Genomic DNA, 18,183 nt, shown 5'->3' on the forward strand with positions numbered 1-18,183 from the left:
AGGCGATTTAGTGGGAGTGCGAATGGCCTTCGGGGATCGCCCCGGAGAACGAAGCCATTTTTACCTGCGCGACGCCTTTGCTGACGACCGTCTCGCCGGCTTTCAGACCCGACAACACACGTACGTTCCTGCCGTCGTCCGCGCCGAGCTTCACTTCCCGTTTGGCATACCCCTCGTCGTCGAGTTGCACGAATACGAAGTGAACACCCTGATCCTCCGTTACGGCGCTCAGCGGCACGGTCAGCACGTCGCGCTGCGGCGACGATATCAGATAAATCTCGACGAACGATCCCGGGATCACGTCCCCGCCGTTATCGAATTCGAAAATAACCGGAATGAAAACCGAACTGCCGTCGGAACTCTTACCGACCGACAATAGCCGCCCGTTCATTTCGGAGAGCGAATAGACTTTGTCGTCGTACGGCGTACGGAAATTCGCGCCCGACACCGAACGCAGATCGTTCAGGTACCGTTGCGACACTTCGGCGCGCAGTACGAGCCGTTTATTCTGCGAAACGGTGGCCAGCGTCTGTCCCACTTCGACGAAGGCCCCTTCGCTCACGGCGACATTCTTAATAAAACCGCCGATCGGGGCCGTAACCCGCGTTCCCCGGACGGAAGTTTTGCCTGCAACCGCATCGTAGGCGGTTTTGGCATTTTCGTAAGCGAGCCGGCTCTGTTCGTAATCCGACTGTGAAATGATCTTGTCTTTCACGAGGTTTTCGGCGCGTTCGAAAGCCGCTTTGGCCTGCTCGTACGTTGAGCGGGTGCGGGCCACGTAATCCCCTTCGGCCATCTCTTTGGACGAAATCGTAAACAGCGTTTCCCCGCGGCCGACCGGCGTACCGTCGGCGATCTTCTTATTGGTGAACGACACGACGCCGCCGACCGGCGCTACGACCGAAGCCTCGTCGCCTTGCGCTGCCATGATCCGACCGCTGGTAGGAATCACTTCATTGAACGTAACGGGTTGCACTTCGAACAGTTCGAAATCGGTCTGCGCGGCCTGCGCTTTCGTAAAGACGATTTCACCGGCATGGGTATCCCCTCCGGCTCCGTGATCGTGTCCCGCGCGCCCGGCCTCCTCGGCCCCGTGATCGTGCCCTTCGGCTTCATGGTCATGACCGTCGTGATCGCCGTGTTCCGCTTCGGACGTATGTCCGTCCCCGGACGCTCCGGCGCTCGAAGGCCGGTTCCCGCAACCCGTCATCAGGGCTACGGACAGTATGCTTGCTAACAATATTTTATTCATTGCATGGATTTTTTGTTTGAATCATGTGAACACGCTCCCTCGTTTGCAAACGAAAGAGTCGTCTTTCCGCCGTGCGGAAACAAAAACTATGCAATGAAAACGGGAGGAGCCCGCAGCAGCGGCAATGCCGCCGCATCCGGCCGGGCAGCCGGTTCGGCAAACGGTGCGAAAGAGACCGTCGCCATCGCATAAACGCGGGCGTCGAACGTAAAAACGGAATCGAAGAAAAGCGTGACGGGAAAATGATAACCGCCCGTAGGATCGTCCTGTTGATCGACCGTCTGTACGAGCTGGCTGCCGCCCCGTCCGTACATCACGAACAGATACCGCAGATCGCAGTCCGTGTCCGATCCGCCGTGATCGTCGTTCCTTCCGCAGCAGGGAACGTGCCCGAGACATTCGACGCACCGTTCCGGAGCGACGAAACTGATCCGGTCGCCGTGATGGTGATGCGGCAACGCCGACAACGCCAGCAACAGCGTTCCCGTGAGCAGTACGAATATGGCGGATATGCGTTTTTTCATTTCTGGTCGGTTATCCCGTCGATCCGTCTAAAAAGATTACGGACAAAAATACAATTTTTTTTCGACAATTTCATAACGGCCGGAAATTTCGCTACCTTCGGCGCGTCAATTATTGAAGCGAACGAATTATGGCTTGGTTTTATTTGATCCTCGGGGGACTTTTCGAAATGGGATGGGCAGTGGGGCTGAAACTGTCGCAGAGTATGCCGGTCAAGATATGGGGTATCCTGATCACCATTTTTTCAATGGCGCTGAGCATGTTCTTGCTTTACGTCGCCCAGCGGACGATCGCCATCGGCACCGCCTACGTCGTCTGGACGGGTATCGGCGCGGTCGGAACGCTATTGATGGGAATTTTCTTTTTCGGCGACTCGGCCGGATTCTGGCGGCTGTTCTCCGCGGCGCTGATCGTCCTCGGGGTGATCGGCATGAAACTATCCTCCTAATTCCTGCTTTTATTCGGATTTCAGCGTAATCACCGTAATCGACGGATAAGTGCCTATCCGCATCGGATACATCACGTATCCCATTCCGTCGTTGACGAAAAGGTATTTCCCGTCCTCTTCGTACAGACCGCTCCATCGATCGTACATCCATTCGGCAGGCGACCACGCCCATCCGCCGAGCCGGATTTTGAGCTGCATCGCATGTACATGTCCCGACAGGGTCAGATCGGCCCGTCCGGTAGCCAGCGCTTCGTCCCACACTTCCGGAGTATGGGCGATCAACAGGTTGAACAGGCTGTCGGGCACTCCCCGGTAGGCTGCGTCGAAATCGCAGCGTGCGAAATCGACGTTCTGCCGTCCGTTCAGTTTTTTCCCGATCGGGAAATTCACCCCCGTCACCGAGATGCTGTCGCTGCCGCGCCGGACGTACCGAGACTCGTTATCCAACAGGTTCCATCCCATCGCCCGCTGCCGGACGGCCAATTCGTCGAAACTCTGCCGCGGAGTCAGGTCGCTGTCCCGGCTCAGGTAGATCCCCAGATCGTGATTGCCATACACCGAATAGACCCCGTCTTTCGCACGGATTCCGGACAATACGGACATCACCGAATCGGTCAGCTCGCGGGCATCTATATTGACCAGGTCGCCCGCATTGACAACCAGATCGGGATGCTGTTCGTTGATCTTCCGCACCATTCGCCGGATAAAGCGGCGATTCCCGGGTTCGTTGCCGGCGTGCAGGTCGGTAAACAGTACTATCTTATAACCGTCGAAAGCGGCCGGAATCTTATCCGAACGGACGATCAGGTCTTCCTCCACGATCCGCGACCGGCCGGCTGTCGCACCCCATATCATCACGAGCAGGGTCAGCGCACCAGCCGCCAGACCGATCCTCGAAAACAACCGCACCTTTTTTCTTCGTACCCAACCGGCCGGATAATCCAGCAGCGAAACCAACATGTAGACCGACTTCGGCCCGACGCTCATAAAGAACAGGCAGATCACCCACAGGATAACGTGCATGTAACTTTCCGCCCCCGCCTCGGAGCAGCAGCGGTAAAAAAGCAGCGCGGCGACGATCCCCGCATCGAGCAACAGGAAGTGCGCCAAATAGAGTCTCCGCAGCCACCGCTTGTCCGGTAATCGCCGACGAATCCGGCGCAGGATCAGCAGATCCAACGTCACGGACACAACAGACAGTATAACAATCAAGTACAGTATCATTCCTTATTTACGTTTCACGACGATCGCATTGCAGACGGGACGTTCCGAGCGAAAAAAGAGCATCCGGTCGGAAGGAGCGTTGACGATCCCCTGCCCCTTCGTCCACAAGGTCGAAGATCCTCCCCCGTCGAGGTTTATCGCATCCGCCGCTCCCATCAGGCGGGCCGCATAAGCCAATTCGCACAGGGCCATCCCCGCCGCGCGGCTCTGCCGTCCGTCCACGACCATCAGCAGGACGGTTCCGTCGGCTTTCGTCCCGACGCAGGATCGCGGATGGCGGGGAGCCGTCGAATCCCACGGAATCAACGACCGGCCGCCGCGCAGCAGCATCGGGCCGGTTACCATCACATCGGGATACCGATCCCGATGCGGAGCGTCCGCCTGCTCCATCGCCAGACTCCAATCGATCAACCGCAGTACTCCCGCAGTATCGACCGCCACGGCGACGCCGGTTTCGGCCCCTATCTGGGCGGGCCGATATCCTCCTGTTTTTATGAAACCCATGGCTACGGCCTGTTTCGTACGGGTTTTAAAAAAGCCCCCGTTGATCGCCGCTACCGCGCCGGACTGCTTCCCGATGCGGGAAGTCTTCGTTCGAAGCGAATCCTGAATCACGGCCAAACGGTATTTTTCCGGGGCGATCTCGATGCACGAAATCTGCTGATCGGAATCGAAAAGGCGGATCGACAACTTACGGACAGTCATCCCGTCCGCATCGTAAACCGTCCGCCACGAAGCATTTGCCAAAGCCGCGGAATCGGCCGGACTCTGCGCGGAAACGCCGCCCGAAAAGCAGAGCAGTAACAGCACGATCCGTATAAGCGATTTCAATCTCATAATAAACAATTTTCGAACGGCGCAAGTCCGCTATTTCGTATACAGGCGGTTCAGATTTTCCTGCACCCGCTCGTCGAACAGGTAGTCGTCGTACTCCATGTACTTGTCGATCATTCCGTTCGGCGTGATCTCGATGATCCGGTTAGCCACCGTATTGATGAACTCGTGGTCGTGCGAAGTCATCAGCACGACGCCCTTGAAGGCGACCAACGCATTGTTGAACGCCTGGATCGATTCCAGGTCGAGGTGGTTGGTCGGCGAGTCGAGCAACAGCGTATTGGCCTGGCGGATCATCATCCGGGCGATCATGCACCGCATTTTCTCCCCTCCGGACAGCACGTTGACCTGCTTGTAAATCTCGTCGCCGCTGAACAGCATCTTGCCCAGATACCCGCGCAGGTACAGTTCGCTGGTATCTTGCGAAAACTGGGCCAACCAGTCCACGATGGTCAGCTGATTGTCGAAAAACGGCGCATTGTTCAACGGCAAATAGGCCGGATTGATCGTTACGCCCCACTCGACCATACCGCTGTCGGGCTTGTCGTCGCCGGCGACGATCTCGAACAGCGCGGTAATCGCGCGCGGCTCGCGCGACAGGAACGCCACCTTGTCTCCCTTTTCGATCGTGAACGATACGTTTCGGAACAACGTCTCGCCGCCGACCGTCTTGCTGAGGCCGTCGACCGCCAGAATTTTGGTTCCCGGCTCGCGCTCGGGCTGGAAAATGATCCCCGGATATTTGCGCATCGAAGGCTTGATCTCCTCGATATTGAGTTTTTCGAGCATTTTTTTGCGGCTGGTCGTCTGCTTCGATTTGGCCACGTTGGCGCTGAACCGCTGGATAAATTCCTGCAACTCCTTTTTCTTCTCCTCGGCCTTTTTGTTCTGGTTGGCCTGCTGACGGGCGGCCAACTGACTCGATTCGTACCAGAAACTGTAATTTCCGGAGAACAGGTTGATGTCGCTGTAATCGATATCGACGATGTGCGTACTGACCGAATCGAGGAAATGGCGGTCGTGCGAAACGACCAACACCGTATTCTCATAATTCGCCAAGTAGTTTTCGAGCCACATGATCGTGTTGACGTCCAGGTCGTTCGTCGGCTCGTCGAGCAGCAGGTTGTCCGGCTTGCCGAACAGGGCCTGCGCCAACAGCACGCGCACCTTCTCTTTAGCGTTCAGCCGTCCCATCGGTTCGTAATGCAGATTTTCCTTGATCCCCAGCCCGCTCAACAGGTTGGCAGCGTCGCTTTCGGCGTTCCAGCCGTCCATCTCGGCGAATTTCTCCTCCAGTTCGCCGACTTTGATTCCGTCCTCTTCCGAGAAATCGGGTTTCGCATATAGGGCATTTTTCTCCTGCATCAGCGACCACAGCGGCTGGTGTCCCATCAGCACGGTATCCAGCACCGTACACTCGTCGAATTCGAAGTGATCCTGCTTCAGCACCGACAGCCGTTCGTGCGGCCCGAATGCGACCGACCCGCGCGTCGGCGTCACATCGCCGCTGAGCACTTTCAGAAAAGTCGATTTGCCGGCGCCGTTCGCACCGATCACCCCATAGCAGTTTCCGGGTGTGAATTTCAGGTTGATATCTTTGAAAAGAACTCGTTTCCCGTATTGTACTTCCAAGTTTGAAACCGTAATCATGCGTCTGTTCCGTTTTATTTTACGCCCCAAAGGTACGATTTACCGGGCGTTATTCCAACCCGGAAAACGATCCCGAGGCACTTATTCAAAACTTTCCGCCGGAAATCCGTTAAAAGAAAATTTATTTTATTAATTTTAACGAGGCTAAAATCCTAACTTACCTACCATGAAAAAATTTTCACTTTTTTGCAGCGCCGCGCTGCTGCTACTGCTTTCGACGACCGTCTCGGCGCAGCGGCCCGACGCCCGGACGTCGGTCTCCGACCTGTACGGCTTAAAAATCGAATCGGGCGACTCGCTGGTATTCTGCCGGACGATCCCGTTCCTGGCCGCCCCCGTTTCCAAACGGGAAAATACCGTCCGGGTCCGCAACGGCGCCGACGAAACCATCCCGGTGGGATCGCCGGCTCGCACGTTGTATCTGCTCGGCATGATCAACGACGGCTGGGACAGCGGGCTGGCTCACTGGGGCGAGCATTTCGAACTGCGAGAAACCCGCGAAGACCAGGTGCAGATCGGCACTTCCATCGGCGAAATCGAGATCCGCTACGCCGACGGCTCCTCCGACCGTATCCCGATGATCGTCGGCAGTACGATCTGGTTTTTCAACCAATGGAAAAACCCGTCGCACAACGCAGGACGGGTGATCCGCGAACCGTTCGCCTCGCGCCCCGAATACATGCAGGTGCTGCGCGATGCGCTGCAAGTGCGCGAAACCGGCGAATACATGGAAGCCGGAGACAGTTACCGCGCCTATTACCTGCCGGTTACGCCGCGCGAACTGCCGATCGAATCGATCGTCGTTCACAACAACACCGAAAAACGGGGGGAGATCCTGATTTCGGGAATCACGCTGCAACTGCCCCGGGGCGCGAAACCGACCGAACGGCTGACCGCATTCGGTAAACGTACCGTTATGAAAGGCGACCTGCAACCCGCTTTCGCGACCGACGACATTCCCGACTTCGGACCGAAACTCGAAGCCCTGTCGGACATCCTTTATACCAGTCTCGACGACCTGCCGAAAAAGGTCGAACGAATCGACTTCCCGCAGGGATTCAAGGGAACGGGCATCCGCTTCCTTTCCGATTCGGTCGAAGGGGACATGCTGTCGAACATCTGGGTGGCTAACCTGACCAACATCGACGAAAAATTCGACCCGGCGACCGGATGCTTTTATGAAACAGGAGTCGGATCGCCGTTCTACGGCGGCTACCAGGGAATCGGAACCTGGGAGCCGATCGGCATCTACCGCGAGCCCTACTCCCGTACCTCGGATCACTACGTGCGGCAGGCGCTGCGCTGCATCGACAACCCGCAACGGCTTACCAGCTACGTGGACTACTGCGACAAATGGCTCTATTTCTACCGGGCCGACCGCGATCCGCAGAACGGACCGGACAACGGGCCGATCGACGTCTCCAAATATCCGAAAGACGCGCCCCCGCACTGGGCGTTCGTGATGAACGGCCCCGCCGCGATCCCTTACGAGATCAACGAAATTCCGGGAGACGAAGAGATGGAAGGACACTCCTCGACGATCGTCAGCCGCTGGTTCGCCTGGAAGCAGCTCGGTAAACCGACCGGAGAGTGGCTCACCGAAACGCGCGACAGCGTCTACCGCAAAAGCCGCTGGCAATCGACCAAAGACGCCACCGACTTTATCTGCTGGCTGCTCGACTATACCGGCCGCGACGTTGTGTACAGCGAGGGCGAATTCACCGGATGGGCGGCGAAATTCAGCAAGATCAGCCAGATCCCGAAAAACATGGATACCGAAACCGACCCGCGGAAAATCCGGGAGAACTACGCCAACTGCGATATGTACGAAGTGTACGCCAGCTATACGTCGATGACGGCGCTGCTGTGCTCGGCCGAAATGGCCGAAGCGATGGGCGACACGGCGCTGGCGGAAAAATACAGGGCCTATGCGGAGCGCATCCGCGGCGGAATGCTGCGAATGCTGGCCGTCGGGCCGGATCACGACCGGATGTGGCGCGTCGCCCGCAATTCGGTGCTGCCGAGCCTGCAGGACTGCCTGGTACAGGCCTGGTTCTCGCTCTATCGCGAAGGGCTCGACCCGCAGCGGATGGACGAAGACCTAACGCCGATCACGCGTCACACGCTCAGACGCCAACTGAACCAACGCTACGGCGATACCCCGGTGCTCGGCATGGGATACGGTATCGGGTGGTTGACCCACTCGGCGCTGGTGCTCGACCAAATGGACAATGCCGGACGGCTGCTGGTCAGCATCGCCCGCTACACGTACGACAAAAACATGAATTACGCAGACAGCACGCGCGGGATCGACTGGCGAAAATGGATGTGGATCATCCCCGAAGGGGCGAACATCATGCCCGACGGCCGTTGGTACCGCATCTGCGACCTGAGCAACGGAGCCAATCAGGGACCGGCCATGAACGCGCTGGAAATCTGTGCCGGCGTGGACGACTCGCGCGACGACCGGGTACGGCTGCTGCCGCGTATCCCCGACCCGCTGAACGGACTGGAAGTAACCGGAGCCCGCGTGATGACCCGCAGCGGCGACCGACTGGAGAGCGCCACGATCGACTACGCCTACCGGCGCGGCCAACGTTTCACGCTGCGGTGCGACAAACCGGTGCCGGCGCTGGACATCCGCTTCGGCCCCTATACCGGGCAGGCCGAGGCCGACCGGATCGCCGAAGCGGTACGCGCAAAAGGCGGGGCCGACGTGCGGGTCGAACGCTCGGGCAGCTTTCACGGGCAGCCGGCCTACTGGGTCTGGATCGAAAATATAACCGGAACACAAAATTACGAAGTCGAAACGCCGGGTTTGTAATTCGAATTTTCCACTACAATGCCGGCGCTCACGATGGGCGCCGGTATTTTTTCAATACGATAATCGCGCAGGACTGTCGGTCATCCGTCAAAAGACATTTGATATAAGCAATAAACATAATACTTTATAACTAATTAGGACAGCGGATAATAATTGGGAAAATCATCCTACACGGACATGCAAAGATCCGGTAACGATTGTAAACGAAAGAGAAGCAGAACTTATGCGCAGCACCGGACAAACGCTTTTGCGAAAAACAATCTTTTTAGATTAAAAATCGTTTATGACAAAAAAATTATTCGGAATTACATTTCTGATATTCCTTTTTGGGGGTTGTTCGAATATCTCAAAAGAGGGAATCAAAGAAGATGGCCGCCCCGTCTCTGAAATGAAAATCTATCGAGATTCGTTTCGAACTATCGACGTGAAGGAAATTGACGGGAGTTCAGCATTTAACGTAGAAGAAATTTGCGATTCCGTTTCATTTATAAGACTCAGTAGCGATACAGAAGCGACGATAGGAGCAATTGATCAGATTATCTTTCTGGACAGCGTATTGATATTACGGGACGGATACACCTCCAAATCGGTAAAGATGTTCTCCAAATCGGGACAGTTCGTACGCTCTATCGGGAGTCACGGAAGAGGGCCGGGCGAATACATAGAACCGACGTTTATGGAACTTTACGGTAATAAGATAGCCATATACGATCAATTTATGCGTCGCATACAGTTTTATAATCTCGAGGGAAAGTTTCTCAAATCGGTCAAATTTCCTTTTTATAGCATGAAGTTCCATATTTTCAACGACAATCAATATCTTTTCAACTCGATAAGCTGCGATAACGACGAATTTAGATCGATCTTCAACTATTCTGTTTTCGAGACCGATTCTACCGGAACATTTACTTCCCGCGGATTTTACAGAAAAAAGAATACCTATCAAAGCCTGGTGAACAGACACAATTTTTTCCCGAAAAACAATATCGTTTATTACCGCCCGGTCTACAACGATACGATTTATTCGATTCACGAGAACGGAAGTATCCGGGTCGAGTTCGCCGTGAATTTCGGAGATCGTACCGTACCGGAAAAATACCGGAACGGAAAACGGAAAAGAGATTTGAGAAAAGCGCAGGACGGTACCAAATTTCTATTCATGAACGGCGATTTTTACCTGACAAAAGATTATCTTCACTTCAGTTATTCCAGAGCGCATCGTAAATTCGATTGTATTTATTCCCTTTCGACGGGAAAATTGATATCCTTCGGTAAAAAATACGGTTTTTTTCCGCTGTTTTTTGCCAATATAATCGGGTCGACCGAAGACGCATTTATCGGGTATATGTTTCCGATCATGGTTACCAATGACGTGGCGGGCTGGAAAAGTCTTCCTTACGATTCACTCGTAAAACAATTCGGCCGGGCAAGAACGGATTTGGGCTTATCCATGCAGAAAGAAGACAATCCGATTATTACATTCTTTTATCCGAAACGATTCTAATCCGTAAAATGAAGCGAGAATTTAACTCCCGATTTCCCTACCGGATAAACGAAAAGTTCCCCGGGTCGTACGACCCGGGGAACTTTTCGTTCCGGCAATTTTTACAATCCGGCAGCGGCTTTCCGCCTATTCGAGCGGCGTAAGTTCCACACGGCGGAATTCGATGGGGCCGCCTTCGCTCTGCAAGCCGATATAGCCCTTGTTATTCGACACGCCGGTAATCCGGTTCTGCAACTCGCCGTTGATATAAACCGTCACCGTACTGTCGTCGCAGATCACCTCGGCGCTGTTCCACTCCCCGACCGGCTTTTCGTTCGATGCGTTCATTTTGGTCACGATCATCAGCGTCGAATCGGCCCGGTATTCGGCGCAATCGGCTCCGCCCGAATTGATCAGGTCGCCGGCGCGGCCGTTCCACAACTGGCACTCGTAGCAATCGGGCCAGATACCGTCCTGCTGGATGTTGACGAAAATCCCGCTGTTGGTCGCGCTGTCGGGCCAGCGCCACTGGGCGTTCAGCTTATAATTCGAATAAGCCTTGTCGGTACGTACGTATCCGAACGGTCCGGACAGAGCGATCACGCTGTCGCGAACGACGAATTCCTGCTGCGGATTCAACGTCGAATCCTGCATGTAAAGTACCCATCCGGTCAGATCCGTTCCGTTGAAGAGCCGGACGGAATCCGCCTTTTTCTCCGTGCAGGAGAACAATGCAAGCGCAGCGGCGACTGCGACAAACGAGCCTGTTTTTTTCATTTTCATTCATATTTCAGCTTTGCACGCAAAGCCGGGGTTATCGATTTTTATTCCACTGAAAAACTGCCTTGCAGGCCGTCGTGCCCTCCGGCATCAAACGCACTTCGAAACGGTCGCCGCACTCGCCCTCTTCGTAATAAACCTGCACTTGCTGACCGTAACGCGTCTCATGTATAAAATTGATGTCCAGTCGCTTCATCTGTCCTTCGGTCAAACGCTCCAGCGGCAACGTATCGATCATCCACTGGATATACTTCATCGTATTGGTATGCTGATTGAAGTCGACGTCGCTGTACCGCACCCGGCGGTCGTCGGCCAATTGTCCATCCACCCGCGCGATTTTCAGCGGTTTGCCGACGGGACACGGTTCGGAAATCAGCGCCCGGTTGTAATCCACGTTTTCGCGCAGATCGAGCGGCAGACGGCTCTGCATGTCGATCATCGCCCAACAGGTCGACGCCGCGGCGATCCGGCGATCGTCGGCATCGTGCACCACAAAATTACGCGTAGTCATCAGCCGGCTGATCTCGCCGACCCACGTCCCGATCGTATAGCGCTCGTACTCTTCCGGAAAGCGGTACACTTCGACCGCCATGCGCGAAAGCACCCAGGTCATATTCTTCCGCTGCAGTTCCCTGACCCCGAACCCGATCTGATCGGCGTCTTCACCGGCGGCGTGCAGGATACAATCGCCCAGCGTAAAAATCGTGGCTTTTTTGGTCAGATCCACCTCTCGCGGCTGCACCTGATAGGAATATCGCGGATACGGGAATTCATTCATCGCACATCGGATCGTTTATCGGATTCATGGATTTTTCCCGACGAAGATACGAATTTGAAGGCGTTTCCAAAAATTTTTACGTATTTTTGTGGAGACGGATACTACCGCCGGATAAAAGCCCGTTTGTTTTGTTGGATATCCCGAATAGGGCTGTCCTGCTGAATAAGGACGATTGATTTTAATTTTTTAAAACCGAAGAAAGATGAAGAAAAAAGTGTTATTCATGGTTTCGCTGTTTGCCGTAGCCCTGTTCACGGTAGCGTTGGCGCAGGCCCCGCAGAGCGAAAAAGCGACCAAAGCGAAAACCGAATGCTGCCAGAAAGCCAAATGCGCAAAGACCTGCGATGTAAAATGCGAGAACGCTTGCGGTGAAAATTGTGAGAAAGCCTGCGGATGTGCAGAAGGCGTCTGCAAAGAAGGATGTCAGGAAAATTGCAAAAAAGAGTGCTGCAAGAAGGAAGCCTGCAAAGAAGGAAATAAAGCTTGCTGCCACAGTAAAAAAGCTTGTCCGGCCAGAAAATAACGAGTTTTTGTTACCGATAAAAAAGGGATGTCTTCTCCGACACCCCTTTTTTATCGGTCTTCTCCGGCTATTGCAGCGGCACGATCGCCTCTTCGCAATGGGTCAGTTTCTCGACGCCGTTATCGGTTACCAGAAAACTGTTTTCGATGCCGACGGCTCCGACCGACGGAATGACGAACTTCGGTTCGAGCGCGAAAACCATACCCGGAACCAGCGCTTCCTTCGACCGCGGCGCGAGTACGGGCGCTTCGTTGATCTCGATTCCGATCCCATGGCCGATAAATCCGGCCTGCTGGCGGTGTCCCATAAAATAATCGGACAGCCCTGCGTCGGCGGCGATCCGCACGGCCAGGTTGTAAAGATCGGCCGCCGGAACTCCCGGCGCCGCCGTCTGCTCGATCCGCCGTTGAATCTCCAGCGCAGTGTCATGCGCTTTATAAGCCCGATCGGTCAGCTTTCCGACCGAAAAAACACGGGTCATGTCGGTCATATAACCGGTGAAATTCCCGCCCATATCGACCATCACGCTGGTTCCGTCGGTCAACGGAGTACCGTTTCCGCCGACCGGAAGCGAGGCGTCCAGACCGGCCCCGCCGAGCGCGAAATCGTACGGCGACGGCGCATCGGCATTGTCCCCGGCCAGCAGACTCCCCATGAAGATCTCCATGCTCTGCCCGAAAATCCGGAAAATACCGAGCGACCCGAGCCGGCGGCTTTCGCGCTCGATCTCGATCGACAGTTCGGTGTCGGTCATACCGGGACGGTAAAGCGACGGAATCCGCTCGTAAAGCCGGGCATGTAGCACGCCCGAACGCATGATCCGGCCGATCTCGTAAATGGTCTTGATGCTCCGCACCCCGCGCAGCAACTGCGTTCCGTTGCAAACGACGCGAGGATCGAAGATCTTTTCGTAGCGCCGATACTCGTTGTAGGAAATGGAATCGGTTTCGAGGAACAGCTTCGCGGGCATCGGGATTCCCCGCTGCTGCAAATGGCCGACGATCTCCTCCGGTTTGCGGATATAGATCACGTTACCGCCTTTCAGCCCGACCGGGCGGCGGACGAAAAAAAGCGGATCGCCCTCGAGACGCACATAGGCCGCCCCGCTGAAAATTCTTCCCGATACGTAAAACAGGTTCACATTGGTCGTTATCAGGATCGCGTCGCCCCCTTCCCGTGCCAACGCCTGCTGCAAAGCGTTCCAACGCTTGCGCAGTTCCTGAATCATCTGTTCGTTATACATATAAAGCGATTATTAGCGTGTCGATGGTCTGTCGAAAAACGGATTTTTGGAAGATGCGCTGAGCGGAATGGCGTAGACTGCGTGGCAGTCGGTCAGCAGGCCGATCCGCCGTGCGGCGAATCCTACCGAGAACATCACCCGGCTGTCGACCCGCAGATCGGCGGCCTTGGCCGTCATCGAACCGATCGCGATCCCCAGGTCGGTCATATTGATCGCACAAGGGACGTCCGGATGCTCGTTTTTCGCAACGCAAGTCGGGTAACCGCAATAGCCGCAGTTCAGCGACATCACCGAACTGCGGGAGCCGACCAAAATCACGGCGTCGGCCTGTCGGATGTTCTCCGCATCGCGCAGAAAAAATTTCATCCCGGTCGCGGCCGATGCGTCGCGAACGGCCCCGGCCAATTCGGCGATCGTTTCCCCGGTAACCGTTACGATCTCGATAATATCGATCCCCTTGCCTTTAGGGGCCGTCCGCCCGGCGATCATGATCTGCCTGGCGATCGCCGCCATCTCTTCGCGGCGGCACTCCCTTTCGTCGATAACCATACTTTTATTGTTTTATGTCATTGCTTACCGGATAATTCCCGTATACGCTCCTCGGTCAGCCGGAAAATACTCCATTGCTCCATCCGAACCGCTCCGAGCGACTCGTAAAACGCAATCGCAGGAGCGTTCCAGTTCAACGCCACCCACTCCATCCGGCGACACTTCCTCCGGGCGGCCAATCCGACCAGGTGCAGGAACAACGTTTTGCCGTACCCCTTTCCCCGGAACTCCCTGTCTACGAAAATATCCTCCAGGTAAAGTCCCCTCTGACCGCGAAACGTGGAAAAATTGTGAAAAAAGAGAGCGAACCCGACCGGCCGGCCGGCCACCTCGCCCAGAATCACCTCGGCCTGCCGTTCCCGGAACACCGAACGGCGCAACGCCTCTTCGGACGTATCGACTTCGTGTTCGAGCTTCTCGTACTCCGCCATCTTACGGATAAACCGGTAGACGACCGGAGCATCCTCTTCCGTGGCGAAACGAACGGTCATCGGTTCATTCATCGTATGCATCGTTTTTTGGTTTCGTTCCTCCTCCCTTTTCCGCGGCATAAACCCCTCCCAGGATCAATACCGCTCCTGCCAGCGCCACGACCGTCACTGTTTCGTGCAGAACGAGCGCCGAACTGGCAAGCGCGACCAAAGGTACGAAATAAATGTAATTATTGGTACGCACCGTACCGAGACGTTTGACGGCCATGTTCCAGATTACGAAGCAGAACAACGAAGCGACCAGCCCCAGGAACAGCAGGTTTCCCCACACCGCGGGTCGCAGCAACAGTTCCGCATCGAGTCGCAGCGGCGTGAAAAAAAACACCGGCAACAAAGTCGCCAGACCGTAAAAAAACACTTTGCGGGTAATTTCCAACGTCGTATAACGCCGGTCTATCTTTTTCAATACGATGTTGTAAAACGCCCACATCAACGCGGCCGTCAGCGTCAGCAGGTCGCCCCACGGGCGAATCTGCAAGATAAAATTGCCATTGTAAACCACCAGCGCCACTCCGGCCAACGCCACCAACATCCCCAGCACGACCGGCCGGCCGAACGGTTCCGTCCGCCGGAAGAACAGACGGGACAACAGAACGGTCATGATCGGGGAAGTCGTCAGCAACAACACGACATTCGACACCAGCGTGATCTGTAGCGCCATGTTCTCGGTCAGAAAATACATCGATCCGCCGGTAATCCCCGCCGCGGCGAACATCAGTTCGTCTTTGAACCGCACCGGGCGTTCGTTTCGCGGACAGACCGTCCTCAAAACCGCGTAAGCGATCAGAAAGCGCAGGAACATGATCGCAGCGGGAGACAATCCTTCGGTCAACAACACCTTCGTCGAAACGAATGTCGTACCCCAGATCACGACCGCCGCGATGGCCAGCCCATGATAAAATCCCGCGCCGCGTTCCCGCATACTCCTTCCGGATTGATTTTGCGGGACAAAAGTACCAAAAAATCCGATGCGTTTTTAGAATCGGATTAAATTTCACCGTTCCGCAACCGCTCCCGCCGATCGTTCGGCGGCGACCGCCGGCGTCAGTCGAAGAAAATCCCGCTGAGCGAAGCGTTCGTCCCGCGCACCTGATCGACCCGCAACCGCACCGGACGGTCGAGTTGCAGGATCACGTAACGCCCCTCGCCGTAATTTTCCACGAACCGAACGGGCATCAGCAACCGCTTGTCTTTCAAATCGAAAACCTCGATAGCCGAGCGCCTCCCTTCTCGTTCCCAATCGACGAAATAGAGCGCCACGCGGTAAGGACAATTCCGGTTGTTATATAAGTCGAACGTCATCGTCTGATTGCACGGAAGCGGATCGAGCGTCACGGCGGCCCCGAGCCGGCGGAACGGATCGCCGCTGCGGTCGGACGCCAGCGCCCGCGGATCGTCGGTCTCCGACGCGATCAGGCGGGCGCCGATCTTGGCGGATACGACCGAATCGGTAAAATCGGGCAGGTTGACGCGATCGTTCCCCGCCCCGTCGTAACTGCACAGGATATACCCCCGGCTACCGTACTTTCCCTTCCAGTCGCCGCGCGTCAGCGAATCTTGTACGACGGGTTGCGAGCAGGCGTACGAAAACGCTTCCTGCGGAACAGGCTGCAACGCGCCGTCGTATTCGACCCGCAGCCGGTAATCCCCGGCGACTATCCCTTCGTAATAGACGAAATCATCGTCCTGACGCGCGGCAGGCGGCATCTCTTTCCCATCGAACGAGACCCGCCGGACGACGCGGCCCGTTTTCGGGATACCGACGGCTGCGACCGTCCCGTCGGGAACCGTAATACGCCCCTTACCGGTCTTTATATCGAAAGCCACTCGGATCGTTCCGTGCAGCGTCGGGACGCAGCCTTCGACCGAAGCGACCCGCTCCGACAAATGCGGGGCGATCAAAAATCGCCCGAATCCCGGCAGAACCGGTTTCACACCGAGGATCTCTTCGGTCAACCACTTGGTCACTCCGGCGCTCCACGGATGCGTGAAACTCGTGTAACCGCACTGATTATTGACCGGAGCGCCGTTCGGGGCGAGCGCATCGTTCCACGACGGTCGATAAACCTCGAAAAAAGTCGTTCCGCCGTAACGCAACTGTCCTCCCCAGCAATCGTCGATCGTAGTCAACGCTTCGGGATAACGTCCCATCCGCGCCATAGCCTGGATCACGAAATACTGATTGAACGGCGAATACGACAACCGCTGCTGACGATCCGTAAAAGCCGTCCGCCACAATCCCTGTCGTTCGCCGGAGTTCGTAAAACCGGCATTCACGGCATCCGAAGCCGCAAAAATACCGAACGAGTCGTACCAACCGCCCGCATCGCGCAACTCCCGGCTCTTTTCGTCAACATAAGCGCGGTACTTCGCCGCCAGGTCGGAACGGCCGCAGGCATCCATCGCCGCGGCGAACTCGTTCCATGCCCGGATCGACAACATTTTATAAGTATTCTGCGATTCGTCGCAATTCGGGTTCTCGAACCCGGCGCCGAGCCGTTCGTCCCAGCCGTGAAACTGCAGGTCGGGATTCGTCCCGTAGTGGGCATAAGCGACATCCAGCTTTTTGCAGGCGTTGTCGGTCAGGCTGTCGAGCGTCTGCCGGTCGCCCGTATAATTGTAGTAATCGATCAGGCTCAACACCCAGTAAAGCGAATAACCGGCGATGCCGTTGAACTGCGTCGAGGTATAATACAAGTTCTGTTTCACGAAGTCGTAATTGCCGAACGCCACCATCGAAGCGGCCTGCGACGGATGGGCGTCGCCGGTCCACGAATGACGGTCGCTGCGCTCCATCAGGATCGCCCCGAAATACTCTTTCAGCAGGTTCAGCTTGACGGTATAGGCGCCCGTGTACCAGATCCGGGTCAGCGTCGGATCGCTACAACGGAAACTGCCTTCGTAATTGGCAGGCTTGGTCTGGCAAACCAATCGGACGGCGGAAATCGTGGCCGGGCGGCGGAGCGACCGGACGTGAATCCAACCGTAGCGCACCCCTTCGTAAAGTTCCGTATTCAGTTCCAACCGGTAAGTATTGCCGTAACGCACCGGTACGGCCGTCTTGTGCGGATGCTGCGCGCCGGCATTCAATACGGCCGGTTCGGTATATTCGCTGATGCTCATTTCGATCTCCCCGTCCAGGTCGTCCGAATCGAACTCCAGCCAGCCGGCGCTGACCCGGCCGAAGTCGAACATCAGGTCGCACGGGCCGTCGACCCGGATCGTCGCCGTCTTTTTCCCGATCCGTTTCACGTTCTCCGGCCGATCGATCCCGACCGAAACGGGAGTGAGCAGATAGGATTCGAGACCGTCGGAAGCACGGGGGTTCGTCCAGCGGTAAGCAACCAGCGGATCGGGCGACTCAGGCACCGGTTTCCCGAATAAAACGCCGCTCACGGGCGGATACAGGCCGGTTATCTTTTGTTCGGTGGAAAACGGGACATTCCGGCCCGCGACGGTCGAGGCGAAAAATATCGCCGTGAAAATAAAAAAAGCGGATAATCTCATGATCGGGTTAATTTTTTAGGCATACGATACAAATATAAGAATCAACGGGTAATTCGCAAAACGCGTCCCGAAACC

Annotated in this window: 16 protein-coding genes; 4 read left to right on the forward strand and 12 right to left on the reverse strand. The window is 55.9% G+C overall.

Annotated features, from left to right (window positions below):
• Positions 1-7 precede the first annotated feature (7 nt).
• Both C1A08_RS01460 and C1A08_RS01465 read right to left on the reverse strand, forming a co-directional pair.
• Positions 8-1,252, reverse strand: a complete 1,245-nt coding sequence (locus tag C1A08_RS01460) for an efflux RND transporter periplasmic adaptor subunit (RefSeq protein WP_257937027.1) — start codon at positions 1,250-1,252, stop codon at positions 8-10.
• An 86-nt stretch (positions 1,253-1,338) separates the two neighbouring features.
• Positions 1,339-1,776 carry a hypothetical protein gene (locus tag C1A08_RS01465; RefSeq protein ID WP_101570895.1) on the reverse strand — a complete coding sequence of 146 codons (438 nt, stop codon included), beginning with the start codon at positions 1,774-1,776 and terminating at the stop codon, positions 1,339-1,341.
• Positions 1,777-1,904: 128 nt separating this feature from the next.
• Between C1A08_RS01465 and C1A08_RS01470 the strand changes: the two genes are divergently transcribed.
• On the forward strand, positions 1,905-2,222 hold the full coding sequence (locus C1A08_RS01470) for a DMT family transporter (protein ID WP_101570897.1): 318 nt from the start codon (positions 1,905-1,907) through the stop codon (positions 2,220-2,222).
• Between the two features lie 9 nt (positions 2,223-2,231).
• Here C1A08_RS01470 and C1A08_RS01475 read toward each other — a convergent pair whose 3' ends face one another.
• The 3 genes from C1A08_RS01475 to C1A08_RS01485 are packed head-to-tail and all read right to left on the reverse strand — an operon-like array spanning position 2,232 to position 5,930.
• Positions 2,232-3,413 carry a metallophosphoesterase gene (locus tag C1A08_RS01475; RefSeq protein ID WP_228385769.1) on the reverse strand — a complete coding sequence of 394 codons (1,182 nt, stop codon included), beginning with the start codon at positions 3,411-3,413 and terminating at the stop codon, positions 2,232-2,234.
• Between the two features lie 36 nt (positions 3,414-3,449).
• The gene (locus tag C1A08_RS01480; RefSeq protein ID WP_055203802.1) at positions 3,450-4,283 is read right to left on the reverse strand and encodes a phosphodiester glycosidase family protein; all 834 of its coding nucleotides are present in this window, start codon (positions 4,281-4,283) and stop codon (positions 3,450-3,452) included.
• 30 nt (positions 4,284-4,313) lie between these two features.
• Complete coding sequence (locus tag C1A08_RS01485; protein WP_101570900.1) at positions 4,314-5,930, reverse strand: ABC-F family ATP-binding cassette domain-containing protein; 1,617 nt, start codon at positions 5,928-5,930, stop codon at positions 4,314-4,316.
• 166 nt (positions 5,931-6,096) lie between these two features.
• Here C1A08_RS01485 and C1A08_RS01490 point away from each other — a divergent pair, with 166 nt between their 5' ends.
• Positions 6,097-8,754: a hypothetical protein gene (locus C1A08_RS01490; protein WP_101570902.1), complete on the forward strand. Its 2,658-nt coding sequence runs from the start codon at positions 6,097-6,099 to the stop codon at positions 8,752-8,754.
• 283 nt (positions 8,755-9,037) lie between these two features.
• Entirely contained in the window at positions 9,038-10,258 is a 1,221-nt protein-coding gene (locus C1A08_RS01495; RefSeq protein WP_101570904.1) for a 6-bladed beta-propeller, read from the forward strand.
• A gap of 126 nt (positions 10,259-10,384) precedes the next feature.
• On the opposite strand, the gene C1A08_RS01500 is transcribed toward C1A08_RS01495, so the two are convergent.
• Both C1A08_RS01500 and C1A08_RS01505 read right to left on the reverse strand, forming a co-directional pair.
• A complete protein-coding gene (locus C1A08_RS01500) occupies positions 10,385-11,014 on the reverse strand; it encodes a 3-keto-disaccharide hydrolase (RefSeq protein WP_172970759.1) in 630 nt (209 codons plus the stop codon).
• 37 nt (positions 11,015-11,051) lie between these two features.
• A complete protein-coding gene (locus tag C1A08_RS01505; protein ID WP_101570905.1) occupies positions 11,052-11,795 on the reverse strand; it encodes an acyl-[acyl-carrier-protein] thioesterase in 744 nt (247 codons plus the stop codon).
• 202 nt (positions 11,796-11,997) lie between these two features.
• On the opposite strand from C1A08_RS01505, the gene C1A08_RS01510 reads away from it, so the two are divergent.
• Positions 11,998-12,318 (forward strand): hypothetical protein, encoded by a 321-nt coding sequence (locus tag C1A08_RS01510; protein WP_055203789.1) that lies wholly within the window; start codon positions 11,998-12,000, stop codon positions 12,316-12,318.
• 67 nt (positions 12,319-12,385) lie between these two features.
• On the opposite strand, the gene C1A08_RS01515 is transcribed toward C1A08_RS01510, so the two are convergent.
• The 5 genes from C1A08_RS01515 to C1A08_RS01535 all read right to left on the reverse strand — a co-directional run bounded on the left by C1A08_RS01515 (position 12,386) and on the right by C1A08_RS01535 (position 18,108).
• Positions 12,386-13,561 carry a M24 family metallopeptidase gene (locus C1A08_RS01515; protein ID WP_101570908.1) on the reverse strand — a complete coding sequence of 392 codons (1,176 nt, stop codon included), beginning with the start codon at positions 13,559-13,561 and terminating at the stop codon, positions 12,386-12,388.
• 12 nt (positions 13,562-13,573) lie between these two features.
• The gene (locus C1A08_RS01520; protein ID WP_055203785.1) at positions 13,574-14,110 is read right to left on the reverse strand and encodes a ferredoxin domain-containing protein; all 537 of its coding nucleotides are present in this window, start codon (positions 14,108-14,110) and stop codon (positions 13,574-13,576) included.
• Positions 14,111-14,127: 17 nt separating this feature from the next.
• Positions 14,128-14,622 (reverse strand): GNAT family N-acetyltransferase, encoded by a 495-nt coding sequence (locus C1A08_RS01525; RefSeq protein WP_257937028.1) that lies wholly within the window; start codon positions 14,620-14,622, stop codon positions 14,128-14,130.
• Positions 14,606-15,523 (reverse strand): DMT family transporter, encoded by a 918-nt coding sequence (locus C1A08_RS01530; protein ID WP_101570912.1) that lies wholly within the window; start codon positions 15,521-15,523, stop codon positions 14,606-14,608. Before C1A08_RS01530 ends, C1A08_RS01525 begins: the two co-directional genes overlap by 17 nt.
• Before the next feature lie 122 nt (positions 15,524-15,645).
• Positions 15,646-18,108: an alpha-L-rhamnosidase C-terminal domain-containing protein gene (locus tag C1A08_RS01535; protein ID WP_101570914.1), complete on the reverse strand. Its 2,463-nt coding sequence runs from the start codon at positions 18,106-18,108 to the stop codon at positions 15,646-15,648.
• Between the last annotated feature and the right edge of the window lie 75 nt (positions 18,109-18,183).

Source organism: Alistipes sp. cv1 (assembly GCF_900240235.1).
Classification (GTDB): Bacteria; Bacteroidota; Bacteroidia; order Bacteroidales; family Rikenellaceae; genus Alistipes_A; species Alistipes_A hominis.

Excerpts from the sequence above, each read along its gene's own strand:
- C1A08_RS01460 (WP_257937027.1), bottom strand. The coding sequence starts at position 1,252 with ATGAATAAAATATTGTTAGCAAGCATACTGTCCGTAGCCCTGATGACG.
- C1A08_RS01500 (WP_172970759.1), bottom strand. The coding sequence starts at position 11,014 with ATGAAAAAAACAGGCTCGTTTGTCGCAGTCGCCGCTGCGCTTGCATTG.
- C1A08_RS01510 (WP_055203789.1), top strand. The coding sequence starts at position 11,998 with ATGAAGAAAAAAGTGTTATTCATGGTTTCGCTGTTTGCCGTAGCCCTG.
- C1A08_RS01535 (WP_101570914.1), bottom strand. The coding sequence starts at position 18,108 with ATGAGATTATCCGCTTTTTTTATTTTCACGGCGATATTTTTCGCCTCG.
- C1A08_RS01465 (WP_101570895.1), bottom strand. The coding sequence starts at position 1,776 with ATGAAAAAACGCATATCCGCCATATTCGTACTGCTCACGGGAACGCTG.
- C1A08_RS01515 (WP_101570908.1), bottom strand. The coding sequence starts at position 13,561 with ATGTATAACGAACAGATGATTCAGGAACTGCGCAAGCGTTGGAACGCT.
- C1A08_RS01525 (WP_257937028.1), bottom strand. The coding sequence starts at position 14,622 with ATGCATACGATGAATGAACCGATGACCGTTCGTTTCGCCACGGAAGAG.
- C1A08_RS01470 (WP_101570897.1), top strand. The coding sequence starts at position 1,905 with ATGGCTTGGTTTTATTTGATCCTCGGGGGACTTTTCGAAATGGGATGG.
- C1A08_RS01520 (WP_055203785.1), bottom strand. The coding sequence starts at position 14,110 with ATGGTTATCGACGAAAGGGAGTGCCGCCGCGAAGAGATGGCGGCGATC.
- C1A08_RS01495 (WP_101570904.1), top strand. The coding sequence starts at position 9,038 with ATGACAAAAAAATTATTCGGAATTACATTTCTGATATTCCTTTTTGGG.
- C1A08_RS01530 (WP_101570912.1), bottom strand. The coding sequence starts at position 15,523 with ATGCGGGAACGCGGCGCGGGATTTTATCATGGGCTGGCCATCGCGGCG.
- C1A08_RS01485 (WP_101570900.1), bottom strand. The coding sequence starts at position 5,930 with ATGATTACGGTTTCAAACTTGGAAGTACAATACGGGAAACGAGTTCTT.
- C1A08_RS01490 (WP_101570902.1), top strand. The coding sequence starts at position 6,097 with ATGAAAAAATTTTCACTTTTTTGCAGCGCCGCGCTGCTGCTACTGCTT.
- C1A08_RS01480 (WP_055203802.1), bottom strand. The coding sequence starts at position 4,283 with ATGAGATTGAAATCGCTTATACGGATCGTGCTGTTACTGCTCTGCTTT.
- C1A08_RS01505 (WP_101570905.1), bottom strand. The coding sequence starts at position 11,795 with ATGAATGAATTCCCGTATCCGCGATATTCCTATCAGGTGCAGCCGCGA.